Source organism: Halorarum sp. SLYT50, assembly GCF_059821265.1.
Genome location: NZ_CM187555.1, coordinates 2,593,853 through 2,606,754 on the forward strand (window position 1 = coordinate 2,593,853; position 12,902 = coordinate 2,606,754).

The 12,902-nt window shown below is 69.6% G+C and carries 12 protein-coding genes and 1 pseudogene; 7 read left to right on the forward strand and 6 right to left on the reverse strand.

Annotation, left to right across the window (positions count from 1 at the left end; translation table 11 throughout):
* Nucleotides 1-110 precede the first annotated feature (110 nt).
* Nucleotides 111-569, forward strand: a complete 459-nt coding sequence (locus tag AC6RUA_RS13545; protein WP_499813531.1) for a JAB/MPN domain protein-containing protein — start codon at nt 111-113, stop codon at nt 567-569.
* Here AC6RUA_RS13545 and AC6RUA_RS13550 read toward each other — a convergent pair.
* A complete protein-coding gene (locus AC6RUA_RS13550) occupies nt 557-766 on the reverse strand; it encodes a ribbon-helix-helix domain-containing protein (protein WP_499813532.1) in 210 nt (69 codons plus the stop codon). The two genes, AC6RUA_RS13545 and AC6RUA_RS13550, sit on opposite strands and share 13 nt — an antisense overlap.
* Before the next feature lie 104 nt (nt 767-870).
* Between AC6RUA_RS13550 and AC6RUA_RS13555 the strand changes: the two genes are divergently transcribed.
* On the forward strand, nt 871-1,197 hold the full coding sequence (locus AC6RUA_RS13555) for a DUF5789 family protein (protein WP_499813533.1): 327 nt from the start codon (nt 871-873) through the stop codon (nt 1,195-1,197).
* Here the strand turns inward: AC6RUA_RS13555 and aglJ are convergent.
* Entirely contained in the window at nt 1,159-2,178 is a 1,020-nt protein-coding gene (aglJ, locus tag AC6RUA_RS13560) for an S-layer glycoprotein N-glycosyltransferase AglJ (protein ID WP_499813534.1), read from the reverse strand. The two genes, AC6RUA_RS13555 and aglJ, sit on opposite strands and share 39 nt — an antisense overlap.
* A 67-nt stretch (nt 2,179-2,245) precedes the next feature.
* Nucleotides 2,246-2,977, reverse strand: coding sequence for a UTP--glucose-1-phosphate uridylyltransferase AglF (gene aglF, locus AC6RUA_RS13565; protein ID WP_499813535.1), 732 nt, complete (start codon nt 2,975-2,977; stop codon nt 2,246-2,248).
* 142 nt (nt 2,978-3,119) lie between these two features.
* On the opposite strand from aglF, the pseudogene AC6RUA_RS13570 reads away from it, so the two are divergent.
* Nucleotides 3,120-4,270: pseudogene (locus AC6RUA_RS13570) on the forward strand (glycosyltransferase).
* Entirely contained in the window at nt 4,271-5,326 is a 1,056-nt protein-coding gene (locus tag AC6RUA_RS13575) for a glycosyltransferase family 4 protein (protein WP_499813536.1), read from the forward strand. It begins immediately after the preceding pseudogene.
* A gap of 1 nt (nt 5,327) precedes the next feature.
* Here the strand turns inward: AC6RUA_RS13575 and AC6RUA_RS13580 are convergent, their stop codons facing one another.
* Nucleotides 5,328-6,476, reverse strand: coding sequence for a glycosyltransferase family 4 protein (locus AC6RUA_RS13580; protein WP_499813537.1), 1,149 nt, complete (start codon nt 6,474-6,476; stop codon nt 5,328-5,330).
* A gap of 64 nt (nt 6,477-6,540) precedes the next feature.
* Between AC6RUA_RS13580 and AC6RUA_RS13585 the strand changes: the two genes are divergently transcribed.
* The 3 genes from AC6RUA_RS13585 to AC6RUA_RS13595 all read left to right on the forward strand — a co-directional run bounded on the left by AC6RUA_RS13585 (nt 6,541) and on the right by AC6RUA_RS13595 (nt 10,849).
* Entirely contained in the window at nt 6,541-7,716 is a 1,176-nt protein-coding gene (locus AC6RUA_RS13585) for a glycosyltransferase (RefSeq protein ID WP_499813538.1), read from the forward strand.
* Between the two features lie 143 nt (nt 7,717-7,859).
* The gene (locus tag AC6RUA_RS13590) at nt 7,860-9,347 is read left to right on the forward strand and encodes a lipopolysaccharide biosynthesis protein (RefSeq protein WP_499813539.1); all 1,488 of its coding nucleotides are present in this window, start codon (nt 7,860-7,862) and stop codon (nt 9,345-9,347) included.
* Nucleotides 9,348-9,577: 230 nt separating this feature from the next.
* The gene (locus tag AC6RUA_RS13595; protein WP_499813540.1) at nt 9,578-10,849 is read left to right on the forward strand and encodes a DolP-mannose mannosyltransferase; all 1,272 of its coding nucleotides are present in this window, start codon (nt 9,578-9,580) and stop codon (nt 10,847-10,849) included.
* A 21-nt stretch (nt 10,850-10,870) separates the two neighbouring features.
* On the opposite strand, the gene AC6RUA_RS13600 is transcribed toward AC6RUA_RS13595, so the two are convergent.
* Nucleotides 10,871-11,788 (reverse strand): hypothetical protein, encoded by a 918-nt coding sequence (locus AC6RUA_RS13600; RefSeq protein WP_499813541.1) that lies wholly within the window; start codon nt 11,786-11,788, stop codon nt 10,871-10,873.
* Between the two features lie 114 nt (nt 11,789-11,902).
* Nucleotides 11,903-12,643, reverse strand: a complete 741-nt coding sequence (locus tag AC6RUA_RS13605) for an FkbM family methyltransferase (RefSeq protein WP_499813542.1) — start codon at nt 12,641-12,643, stop codon at nt 11,903-11,905.
* Nucleotides 12,644-12,902 lie beyond the last annotated feature (259 nt).

Here is a 12,902-nt window from a genome sequence, read left to right on the forward strand (position 1 = left end):
GCGGGTCGCTCCGGGAGCGTAGGTCGGCGCGGCGGAAGACGACTGCGTCCCCCGACCGGCCCGCGGACCGACGACGCGGCCTTTTTACGCCGCGCGCCCCCACTCCGGGTGTGGTTTCCGTCACACGCGACCTGCTGTCGGTGCTGCTCGAACGCGCCGACGCGCAGGACCCGGGGTCGGTGAACGTCCCGCTCGACGCCACGCCGGCCGGCGGGCTGTCGGGGGACGTGGACGGGCTGGACCCCGAAACGCCCGTGCTCACGCACTTCTACTTCCCGGGAGCCGGTGGCTCCGTCGCCGCCGTCTTCGGGATGGACCTCGGCACGCCCGCCGGGCGCGCGCGGTTCCTCTCGCACCCCGACGGCGACCCCCGACTCACGAAGGCGGACGACCTCGCGGCGGTCGTCCTCGTGGCGACGCCGCCGTACGGAGTCGACGACGTCCGCGCGTACGACCGGCACGGACGGGGGCTCGACCTGCGGATACTGGACGCCGTCCCGCCCGAAGAGCGCATCGCGGACGACGACGGCGAGACCGACGCCGACGCCGGCGTCGACTACTCCAGGTAGCCCAGGTCGCGAAGCTGGTCGGTTATCTCGTCGAACTCCGCCTCGCTCAGCGAGCCCTCCTTCTGGTGCTGGATGACGATGCTCCGGAGGAGGAACCGGACGAGGTCGCTCGTGGACGAAAAACTCGTCCCCTCGATGGTCTCCTCGACTCGCTCAGCGAGGTCCTTCGGGATGGAGACGGTAGTGTAGTCCGTCACGGTCCGACGTGGGTGTGCTGTGCCGATAAGGGCGACGGTGACGGCCGCGGCCGGGTCGACGAGGCCCCTACCGCTTTAGTCCCCGGGGAGCCAACGGGTCCTCGATGGGAGTCAGACCGCCACAGGGAGGGTCGTCGGACCCCGACGCCATCGCGTTCGGTATCGCCGCCGTCGACGAGCGACTGGACCACGCGGGCGTGCAGTTCCCGGCGACGACCGACGAGGTCCTGGCGGCGGTGGACGACACGGCGGTGCCGTACGACGCCGGCGGCGGGACGCTCGACCTGGCGGACGCGCTCGACCGGGTTCCCAACGACCGGTTCGAGACGGAGACGGAGTTCCTGAACGCGCTCCACCCGGTGTTCGAGGAGCGCCGCGAGCGCGCGACCAGTTCACTCGTCTCGCGTCTGCGCGACCTGTTCCCCGGGTGAGTTCGACCCGGCGTACCCGACGCGCTCGGGTCGCGCGTCGGGGTGCCCGGCGCTGCTGGCCCGTTCGCGCGCGTTCGTCTCGATGCGGTCGAGCGTCTCGCGGTGGAGCGTCACGATGAGGTCCGAGAGCACGCCGAAGATGAGCAGTTGGACCCCGAAGATGAGCGCGACGCCCGACGCCACCGCGAGCACCTCGTGCGAGACGCGCGGCGGGACGAACCACTCGTAGGCGACGTACGCGGCGATGACGAGTCCGACGAGTCCGGAGAGGCCGCCCGCGCTCCCGAAGTAGAACAGCGGGTTCGACGTCTTCGCCTGCCGGTAGATGGCCATCAGGATGATGCCGCCGTCCTTCACCGGGTGGAGGTTCGTGTTCGACCCGTTCGGCCGCGGCAGGTACGTGATGGGGACGACGGCGGTCCGGATCCCGTGGCGCGCGCACTCGACGGACATCTCCGTCTCGATGCCGAACCCGTCGGCCGTGAGCGTCAGCCGCTCGAACGACCGCCGCGTGAACGCGCGGTACCCCGAGAGGATGTCCTCGAAGCGGGCACCGTGGATGCGGCCGAACAGCCCGTTGAAGATGCGGTTCCCCAGCGCGTTGAGCCGCGTCATCGCGTCCTCGTGGATGTCCGCGAACCGGTCGCCGATGACGTGTTCGGCCTCGCCGGCGAACAGCGGTTCGAGCATCGCGTCCGCGTCCGCCGCGCGGTAGGTGGAGTCGGCGTCCGCGAGGAGGACGTACTCCGTGTCGACGTGCTCGCGGACCGCCTCCCGGATGGCCTGCCCCTTTCCCGTTCCCGACTGGATGACGACTCGCGCGCCGGCGTCGCGCGCGAGTTCGCGCGTGCCGTCGCTCGACCCGCCGTCGACGACGAGGACGTTCTCGAAGCCGTGCTCGCGGAAGTCAGCGACGACGTCCGCGACCGTCTCCTCCTCGTTGTAGGTCGGGAGGAGGACGCAGACGGCGTCTCGGTCCATCGCTGGTTCGTGTTCCCGCTCGGAGGTAACGGCTTCGGGTCGGGTGCGCATCTGTCTCACCCCCACGTCACCCGGCGGACTCCTCGCGGGCCTCCCGGAGGCGGACCTCCGCCTCGTCGCGGTCCTCGGGGTAGCCGATGTCCATCCGCCAGCCGTCCATCCGGATGGCGTCGATGGTCCGCCCCGACTGGATGAGCAGGTCGACCGCGTCGGTCAACTCGTACTCGCCGCGGTCGCTCTCTTGGACGAGGTGACAGGCGTGGAAGATGGCGGGCGTGAACGTGTAGAAGCCGGTCATCACGAGCGTCGACCGGGGTTCCTCCGGCTTCTCGACCACCTCCAGTATCTCGCCGTACTCGTTCGTGCGGCAGACCCCGTAGCGGGACGCCTCCTCCTCGGGCACCTCCTCGACGAGGAACGCCGCGTCCGCGCGCGACTCGCGCTGTCGGTTGACCACGTCCCCGAGGTTGGCCCGGAAGACGTTGTCGCCGAGCATCAACGCGAAGTCGTCCTCGATGTACGGTTCCGCCTGCAACAGCGCGTGCGCGAGTCCCAGCGGCTCGCGCTGGTGGGCGTACGTGACCGGGTAGTCGCGGTACGCGTCGCCGTACCGCTCCATGATGCGCTCCTTCTTGTAGCCGACGACGACGATGAACTCCTCGACGCCGACGTCGACGAGGTTCTCGAACACGTCCTCGATGATGGGACGGCCGTCGACGTCGACGAGCGCCTTGGGTTTGTCCTCGGTGAGCGGTCGGAGGCGGGTTCCCGCGCCCGCGGCCAGGATGACCCCTTTCATGTTGCGGACCTCTCTCGTGGAGGGGTATATGTCCTCTTGTCCGCGTCGGCACGCGTACCGACGCGGGACGCGCCGTCGGCACGCTCAGTCGGGTCCCGCGCCGACCGTCGGCGTTTTGTACCGCGTGGCGAAACGGGGTGGCGTGAACCCCCGTCGCCTCCTGTCGCGTCTCGCCGGACTCGTGGCGCTGACGGGCCTCCCGTACCTCCTCTTCGCCGGGCTCTACCTCCTCCGCTCTCCCGAGGGGTCGCCGGCCGACAAGGACCCGAGCGCGGAGCCGTCGGTGAGCGTCGTCCTCCCGACGTACAACGAGGCGCGCATCGTCGAGTCGAAACTGGCGGGCCTGCTCGACTGGGAGTACCCGACGGAGAAGGTGGAGGTGGTCGTCGTCGACTCCAGCGACGACGAGACGCCCGAGTTGGTCGAGTCGTTCTTCGCCGACCGCGACGCGCCGACGCTCACGCTCATCCGCGAGGAGGAGCGCCGGGGACTCGCCGTCGCGCTCAACGAGGCGTACGCGGCCGCGAGCAACGAGGTGGTGGTGAAGACGGACTGCGACTCGCGGGTCGCCCCCGACGCGCTCCGAGAGGCGGTGGCGAACCTCGCGGACCCCGAGGTGGGGGCGGTCACCGGGCGCAACGCCGAGGTGCTCGGCGGGAGCGAGGTGGAGCGGGGCTACCGCGACGTCCAGGCGCACGTCCAGACGCTCGAGTCCCACCTCGACTCCACGTTCATCTTCCACGGGCCGTTCTCGGCGTTCGAGAACGACGCCATCGTCCCCGTCGACGAGGACTCCATCGCGGACGACACCGAACTCGCGCTCCGCATCCGGAAGAACGGGCTGCGCGTGCTGTTCGACCCGGACGTCAGGTACAAGGAGGCGTCGCACTCCGAGTTCGGCAAGCGCCGCACCCAGAAGGACCGCCGCGCGATGGGGCTTCTCCGGCTGCTGTGGCGCCAGCGCGACATGCTCGGCGGCTACGGCGCGTACGGCCGCGTGGTGCTGCCGTTCAACTGGTGGTTCATGCTCGTCTCGCCCGCGCTGGTGGTGACGGGCGTCGGTCTCGCCACGCTCGCCGGCCTCGCGCTCGCCGGGCCGTTCGGGCTCGCCGTCCCGCGGCGCTGGTCGCGTTCGTCCGCCTCGGCGGCCGCGACGCGCTCGGTCCGCTCCAGCCGGCGTACGCGCTGTTCGACACGCAGGTGTCGCTGTTCCGCGCGGCGGTCAAACTCCTCCGTGGCGAGGGCGACGGGACGTGGACCGTCGACGCGGAACTCCGGGACGCGTTCGAGTAGATGGACGTCCTCCTCGTCACTCACCGGTACCCCCCGCAGACGGGCGGCGTGGAGACGCACGTGCGGGAACTCGCCGAGCGCCTCGTCGAACGCGGTCACGAGGTGACCGTGGTCAGCGCCGACGCCGGCGGGGAGGGCCACCGCCGGGAGCGCCGCGCCGGGGTCCGGGTCCGCCGGGTCCGTTCGTTCCACCCGGGGGACGCGTTCTACGTCGCGCCGGGCGTTCTCCGAGCGGTCCGCCGCGCCGGTGCCGACGTGGTTCACGCGCACAACTACCACGCGCTCCCCGGGACGTTCGCGGCGCTCGGCGTCGACACCGAGGCGTTCGCGTTCACGACCCACTACCACGGCGCGAGCGCGTCGTCCCTGCGCGACAGGCTGCTGTCGCTGTACCGCCCGGTCGGCCGGTGGGCGGTCCGTCGGGCCGACGCGGTACTCGCGGTCAGCGACTGGGAGGCCCGGCGGGTGCGCGCGGACTTCGGCGTCGACGCCGAGGTGGTGCCGAACGGACTCGACGTGGCCCGGTTCGCCGGTGCGACGCCGGAGCGGCGCGACGGGCCGTACCTGCTCTGCGTCGGTCGGCTGGAGGAGTACAAGGGAGTACAGCACGCCGTTCGGGCGCTGTCGGCGCTCCCCGAGTACGAACTGGTCGTCGCCGGCACCGGCCCGTACCGCGAGGAACTGGAGCGACTCGCGCGCGACGCCGGCGTCGGAGAGCGGGTGACGTTCGCGGGCTACGTCGACGCGGGCCGGCTCCCGGGACTGTACGCCGGCGCCGACGCCTACCTGACGCTCTCGGGGTTCGAGGCGTACGGGATGACCGTCGCGGAGGCGCTCGCGGCCGGCACGCCGTGCGTGGTCCGCGCGGCGGGCGCGCTCGCCGACTGGGCCGGGACGGACGGCGTCGTCGCCGTCGACGCGACGGACCCCCCGGCCGTCGCCAGCGCCGTCAGGGAGGCCGTCGGCGCGCCCGTCGTCGCCGCCGCCGCGTTACCGACCTGGGCGGAGACGACCGACCGCGTCGAGGCGGTGTACGAGCGGCTGACGCGCGCGTGAGTCAGCTCTCGGGTCGGGAGCCGGCGCCGACCAGCCCGAGTTGTGCGAACGCGTCGGTGAACCCCGACAGCATCCGCTCGTAGTCGTACTCCGCGACGTCCGACCGGGCTCGTGCGCCCAGCCGCTCGCTCAGGTCGTCGTCCGCGAGCAGGCGTTCGAGCGGGTCCGCGAGCGCCGCGGCGTTGCGCTCGGGGACGACGAACCCGTTCTCGCCGTGGCTGACGACGCCCGCCGCCGCGGCCCCGACCTGCCCCGTGGCGACGACGGGCGTGCCGACGCTCATCGCCTCGTTGGCGACCAGCCCCCACGGCTCGCGGAACTCCGGGGTGTGAATCGACGGGAGGACGAACGCGTTCGCCAGCGCGTAGTAGCCGGGGAGGTCCTCGTTGTCCACATACCCCGCGAACGTCACGCCCGGGACGTCCGCCGCGCGCGCTTCGAGCGCGTCGCGTCGGTCGCCGTCGCCGACGACGAGGAGTTCGGGGGCCGGGTCGCGGTCCGAGCGGGAACGCACCCGCTCGAACGCGTCGACGAGGTACTCGACGCCCTTCTCCTTCACGAGACGGCCGACGTACAGCGCGACGGAGGCGTCCGCGCGAACCCCGAGGTCCGCGCGGAGGTCCGCCTCGCGATCCGACGACGGCGGGACGAACTGCTCGGTGTCGACCGTGTTCCACGCGAGGTGAATCTTTCCCGGGTCGACGCCGAGGTCCGCGAGGTACTCGCGGATGTGCGGACCGTAGACGGCGATGGCGTCCGCGCCGTGGTACATCCGGCGCACCAGCGGGAACGTGACGGTTCGCAGCGTCGTCTCCGGGACGTGCCACGCGCCGGTCCAGAGGACGAACGGCGTGTCGGTCGCCCGCGCGTAGAGGTACGCCGACTGCCCGCCGAACCCCTCGACCGGCGACCCGACGACGACGTCCGGGTCGTACCGCCGGAGGTGCGCGAACACCGTCGGGGCGACCCGGTACCGCTCGCGGAGGTCGAGGCCCGCGAGTTCGACGTACTCGAAGTCGCCGAACGCGCGCCACGACGCCTTCGTGTTACAGAAGAACACCGTCGCGTCGTACCGGTCGTCGAACAGTTCGTAGAAACCGGTCCGGTACGACGGGCAGAACTCCGTGACGATGGCGACGCGGGGGTGCACGTCTCGGGCCAAGAACGACATATGTATTTACGGTTCGCATCGAGAGGCAGTCGACCACCGAGCCATGTCGCTCGACACCTCCGACACGGTCGTCGCGCACGACCAGATGTGGACGTACGGCGGTGCGGAGCGGGTCGCGCTCCACATCGGCGCCGCGCTCGACGCACCCGTGTACACGACGTACGCCGGTGAGACGGCCCGCGCGGCCGCCGCCGACCTCGGCGTCGACCTGCGGACGTTCGCACAGGACCGCTACGCCGGGCTCGGGAAGTGGCGGCGCGTCGAGGGGTTCAAGAGCGCGTCGCTCACGCTCGACTGGCCGACCGCCCCGCTCGACGGGTTCGACCTCGTGGTGTCGGCGCACATGTTCACCAGACAGTACCGGACGCTCGACCACCAGTACCTCATCAACTACTGTCACTCGCCGCCGCGCTGGATAAACGACCTCCTCCGACACCGGCTCTCGTCGCTCCCGGACGCCGTGCGGACGCCCGCGAAGGCGTACGTGGCGGCGATGGACCTGCTCGACGCCCGGTCGGCCGACCGGGTCGACGCCTTCCTCGCCAACAGCGAGGTCATCCGCGACCGCATCCGCCGCTACTACCGGCGGGACGCCACGGTCGTCTACCCGCCCATCGACACGGAGGGGCTCACCCCCGGACCCTCGGAGGGCGACTACTACCTCATGGTCGGGCGCGTCGTCGAGTCGAAGCGGCCGGAGACGGTCGTCGAGGCGTTCGGCCGGACCGACGCGACGCTCAAAGTCGCCGGGACGGGCGACAACGAACCGCTGGTGGGCGAGAGCACGTTCGAGCGAGTCCGCGCCGGGGCCGGTCCGAACGTGGAGTTCCTCGGCTACGTCTCCGACGAGCGGAAGGCGGACCTCCTCCGGGACGCGAAGGCGGTCGTCTACGTCCCCGTCCGCGAGGACTTCGGGATGGTCCCCATCGAGGCGCTCGCGGCCGGGACGCCGGTCATCGCCGCGAACGAGGGGTTCCCCGCCATCGCCGTCGACGACGGCGAGACGGGTGCGGTCGTCGACCCGACGGTCGCGGGCATCCTCGACGGTATCGAGCGCATCGAGGCCGGGACGTTCGACCCCGAGCACCTCGCGTCCGTGGCGTCGGCGTACGACGCGTCGGTGTTCGAGGAGCGGATGCGGGCGGTCGTCGAGCGGTTCTGCGCCGACCCGGAGCGCTACCGACGGTCGGACGACCCGCTGCTCGACCCGGAGGAGTGAGCCGCCCCGGAGCGCCGTCGCGCCACCGCGTGAGGCGGCGGCCCGGCGAGCGTCTCTCGTCCCGTCCGGACGCGCCGCCACGCGGGGCGGCGACCGCCGCGTATCTCACTCCTTAAGTTCCGCGGGGTCACACCTGCGGGCAGATGGCGGACGCGGCCGACTCGGACCTGGGATTCGAGACCATCAAGGGGTCGGCAGCCAAGGCGTTCCTCGCCGTCGTCGGGTTCGCGGGGACCGTCGTGTTCGCGAACCTCCTCGGCCGGACCTCCTTCGGCGCGTACTACCTCCTCCTCTCGGTGGTGCAGGTCGTCGAGCGCCCCGCGAGCGGGGGCGTCGTGGAGGCGGGACAGAAGCGCGCCTCCGAGACGGGCGCCGACGAGTTGCGCGTCCTCGGCGGGATGCTACTGCTCGTCGGCGGGTGGGTGGTGCTCGCCGTGGCGGTGGCGTTCCTCCTCTCCGAACCCCTCCGGTCGTACACCGAGGTTCCGGAGGCGGTGCCGCTGTTCGCCGTCGCGCTCGTCGCGCTCTCGCAGTTCCACGTGTTCATGGCGGTGCTCAACAGCCGCGGCGCGGTGGGGCTGGCGACGTGGGTCGACGCGGCCCGGTCGGTACTCACGCTGCTCGGCCAGCTCGCACTCGTGCTGCTCGGGTGGGGGGTCGTGGGGATGGCGCTCGGGTTCACGCTGGCGACGGCGGTGACGGCGGTGGCGCTCGCGGGTCTGCTCGCGGTCCGCCCGCGCCTCCCGGGCCGGGCGACCGTCGAGAGCCTCGTCGCGTACGCGAAGTACAGCACGCCGACGAGCCTGCTGTGGAAGACGTTCGACCGGTTCGACGTGCTCCTCCTGGGCCTGCTCGTCGGGGCGGGTGCGGTCGCGGACTACGAGATCGCGTTCAAGCTCACCGTGCCGGCGCTCCTCGTCTCCGAGTCGCTCGGGACGGGGCTGATGGTGCGGGGGAGTGCGCTGAGTTCGGCGGGCGACGACGAGGCGTTCGTCCGCGACCTCTCGAACGGCATCGGCTTCGCGAGCGTCCTCGCGATTCCCATCCTCTTCGGCTCGCTCGTCGTCGCCCGACCCCTCGTGGTTACGGTGTACGGCGCGGAGTACGCCTCGGCGACGTCGCTGCTCGTCGGGCTCTGCCTGTTCCGCGTGTTCTCGACGCAGGCCGGCACGCTGGCCAAGACGATTCGCGGCCTCGACAGACCGGACCTCGCGCTGTACCTCGCGGCGCTCGGACTGGTCGTCAACGTGGCCCTCGGGATTCCGCTCACCCTGTGGCTCGGTGCGGTCGGCATCGTCGTCGCCACCGTCGTCGCGGAGGCGGTCCGGTACGCGGGCTACGTCGTCGTCCTCCGGCGACTCCTCCCGGACGTCCGCCTGCTCTCGCGCCCCATCTTCGAGCAGGTCGGCGCCGCCGCGGTGATGGCGGCCGCGACGTTCGCGGCCACGCGGGTCGTCGACCCCGTCGGCGTGGTCGGCCTCTCGTTCGCGCTCGTGGTCGGCGCGACCGTGTACGGCGTCGTGCTGCTGGGCGTCGGCCGCCGGCACCGGAACACCGTCGGCGCCATCGTCGAGCGGTCCGCGTTCGCCGACCGACTCCCGCTCGCGCTCCGGCGGTGGCTCGTCGATTGACCCGACTCGACCGACCGGTCCGTTCGCTGGCGAACCGGGTTCCCGGTCCCGGAATCAAAACGTTCATTCTGATGACGGGAGCACGGTTCCGCATGAGTATCTCCTCCCGCGGTTCTCGGGGGACGGGTTCGCCGGAGGGGCGGGCCTGGCTTCTCGCGCTTGGCGTTCTCGCGACGGCGGTACAAACCCTCTCCGTCGCTCGCGTTCTCCTTCGACCGGGACGACCGCCGGTGAACGGCGACGCGGCAGTGTGGGAACACGGCGGGTGGTACATCACCGTCGGGGCGAAACCGTACGTCCACATCTGGGACCCGAAACCCCCGCTCAGCTTCGAGACGACTGCGATGCTTGCCACGCTGGTGGGTAGCGACCCGCTCGCCATTCATCTCTCGAGCGTGCTGCTCACGGCGGCTGCGGCTGTCGGGAGCGTGCTGTTGGTCGGTGCCCTCGCCGTCGAGTACACGGGCGACCCCCGAGCCGCCTTCCTCGCCGGCGTCTCGATGCTCACCCTGGCGGGGTTTCACTACTTGCCGGCGTTCGGGTTCCGTCCGAAGTATCTCTCGGTCGTCTGTCTCCTCGCTGCACTCCTCCTCGCCCGTCGCGGGTACTCGTTCCTCTCCGGCGCCGCTGCCGCGGCCAGCGCCGGCTTCTGGCAGTTCGGTGCGGGGGTCGCGCCGCTCGTGGTCGCGATGGCACTCGCGCGGTCACGACGGGACGCCGTAGCGACGGTGAGCGGCGCGGCGCTCGCAACGGTGCTCGTCCTCCTTCCGATCGCCGTTTGGGGGGCGTTGGTTCCGATGGTCACCGAAACGGTGCTGGCACCGATACTGACTCCCGAAGGACAGACGGTCCTGTTTCGGGCGGCCAAGGGACCGCTGGTTCTCGGATACACGACGGTCACCGTCGTTCTCGGTCTCCTCGGACTGTTCGTACACCGGAACCGGGCCCTGGAGCGGTGGCCCGTGTACGCGCTCGGCCTCTGGGCTGGCTTCCAGATTCTGCTCGTCGACTTCGACGGCTACCCCGATCTGTTCGTCGGCATGACCGTCGTCTCGCTCGGCGTCGCGTTCCTCGTTGCGGGCACCGACCGCCGGACGAGGGGAACCGTCGGCGCGCTGCTCGCCGTGTTGCTCATCGTCAGCGTCGGTCCGCTCGGCGGATTCGGAGTCGTGACGTACTCGGTCCCCGACCTCGGATATCCGTTCGCGCTCGCCGAGGAGACGCCGCCGAGCGAGCAACCCCTCCTCCAACACGTCGTCGTCGGAACCGGATACTCGATGGGGATGGCGGAGTCGGTGGGAACGTCGAACGAGACCGATTCGGCCGCGAAGGCCCCGGACATGACAGGTGAGATGCGTGATATCTTCTGGAACAAGCGACGGCCGGATACCTGCCACTACCGACTGAGCGTGATGGAGAGACAGTGGATTGACCTCACCGGTCGGTCGGTCGAGGACACCAGCTGTGGGGGTCTCCCGAAGGGGCTCCTCGGTCGCCCGTGACCCCTCTCGGGCCGGGGCCGGTTACTCGGCGTAGCCGAGCGCCGAGAGTTTCTCCTCGACGGAGCGTTGCGTCTCTCGGTCACGGTTTCCCGCGCTCGGCTCGTGCTCACCGGTGTCCTCGGCGGACGTGACGGCCCACGGTACCTGGCGGAGACACCGAAGCGGAACGCCGTGCGGGTGGCCGTACACGCCGAACTCGCCGAACGCGTTGCCGTGATCCGCCGAGATTACGACGCGCTCCGCATCGAGGTTTCGGAGCAGGATACTCACCTCGTCGAGCACGCAGCGCAGGTTCTCCGCGTACGCCTGCCAGACGGTCTCTCGGTCCAGTTCGCCGCGCCGAAGTCGATCCCACACGCTCCGCATACCGCCCCGCGAGCGCATACCCGGGGAGAGATCCGGCTCCGTGAGAAACGGGTAGTGGGGTTGCATGTAGTGTACGATGAGGCGTTCGAACGTCTCCTCCCGTCCATACCGGATCGTCGCGTCGGTCAACCGACGTGGTTCGACCGTCCCGAGTTCGTCGTTCCACTCCGTCCGCCAGACTTCGTCGAGGTGTTCGAACTGCCCCGGGTCGAGTTTCGACTCCGTATAAATATTCCCGCTCACGTAGACGGTTTCGGACATCTCTGCGGCGTACTTATCGGTGAACGTGTACTCCATCCACTCTTCGGACGTCGAGCCGACGGAATCGACCGACTCGATCCGGTCTAAGAAGGAATACTCGTCCGCTGCCCCGACGAGGAGGTCAAGTCTACAGGCGTCTAGGATGACGAGTACATCCCACTCGCGTTCGAAGACAGGCGTTCCTGGGCGAAGGGCACGGAACCGGCCGAGCGTTCCCGCATACAACCGGTAAGCGCTCTCGGGTGTTGCCGTCCGAAACGGGTCTCGGTCGAACCGCCGTCTCGTCTCTGTGTACCAGTCGGACAAACTCATGTGGTCGTTCGGTCGGTCGCGGTTGCTGGTTGGAATCGCTCTTCTCTCAGAACCCAGGGTGCCCCCGTGGCTCCGTGCTTCCGGGCGTCCAAACGGACGCGATGGCTGCGCTGTTCACGCCGTCTCATCGTCGTTTCGGCTCGCGTGTAGGAACGTCTCGCGGCGGTCCGTCGCTATGGTTTCGACGTCCAATCCTGCCTCGGCGAGTCTAGCTCGGATCTCTCGGAGCCGCACGCCGTGTTGGGGGTGGCACTCTATCACCGCCGACTGAACCTCCGAGAGTCGCTCCCCGAATCCATCAAGCACCTGTAACTCGTGACCCTCCACGTCGATCTTCACCACGTCAGGGGTCTCGGAGAGCGCATCCGCTCGGATGCACTCCACCTCGACCTGTTCGTCCCCGCGAGACCGGTCGAGTCGGTGGGTTCCAGTCGTGGCCCCCCCGGTTACGGCTAGCCGTCCCGTATACACGCTGTCCGAAAGAGCCCGCTCGTCGACGGTCGCGTCGAGGTCGTTGAGTGCCAGGTTCTTCCGCAGGTGCGCCGCGTTCCCTGGATGTGGTTCGAACGCTCTGACGTCGGCGATCGTAGCGAGGAAGCACGCCACAGTCCCGACGGCCGACCCGACGTCCCAGACAGTCATTCCCGATTCGATATCGGCGAGTAGGCGTTCGAGTACCACTCGTTCGCCCGCGAGCGAACGTGCCCGGTGGAGTTCCGTCGGCGTCTCAACGCGAAACTGCACAGCGTGACCGCTCACCACCGCACGGACAGTCTCCGGCGCGACTCCCGTTCGTATGAGGAGGTAGTCGCGAAACTTCATCGCGGTGTCCGCCAATTTCGCCACTGTCTGCACGTTCTCTACTGCTCGGGACGGACAGGGATATAATTCCAACGATATGAGATATAGTTTAAATCCGTTTAGTAATATATACGACTACGACGGAATGTTATCCGGGTCGACACTCCCGCGATTCGGGCGACACTAAAGCTATTTAATTACCGGTCTCGAAGGAACGCGTCGATGGCAGTCGCCGAATTCGCTATCGGCAAGGACGTCGTACGGGTCGCAAGCGGTAGACGGAACACCTCACTCCTGTGGTGAACGGCTGGTG

Excerpts from the sequence above, each read along its gene's own strand:
- aglF (WP_499813535.1), bottom strand. The coding sequence starts at position 2,977 with ATGAAAGGGGTCATCCTGGCCGCGGGCGCGGGAACCCGCCTCCGACCG.
- aglJ (WP_499813534.1), bottom strand. The coding sequence starts at position 2,178 with ATGGACCGAGACGCCGTCTGCGTCCTCCTCCCGACCTACAACGAGGAG.
- AC6RUA_RS13600 (WP_499813541.1), bottom strand. The coding sequence starts at position 11,788 with ATGAGTTTGTCCGACTGGTACACAGAGACGAGACGGCGGTTCGACCGA.
- AC6RUA_RS13585 (WP_499813538.1), top strand. The coding sequence starts at position 6,541 with ATGTCGCTCGACACCTCCGACACGGTCGTCGCGCACGACCAGATGTGG.
- AC6RUA_RS13555 (WP_499813533.1), top strand. The coding sequence starts at position 871 with ATGGGAGTCAGACCGCCACAGGGAGGGTCGTCGGACCCCGACGCCATC.
- AC6RUA_RS13590 (WP_499813539.1), top strand. The coding sequence starts at position 7,860 with ATGGCGGACGCGGCCGACTCGGACCTGGGATTCGAGACCATCAAGGGG.
- AC6RUA_RS13575 (WP_499813536.1), top strand. The coding sequence starts at position 4,271 with ATGGACGTCCTCCTCGTCACTCACCGGTACCCCCCGCAGACGGGCGGC.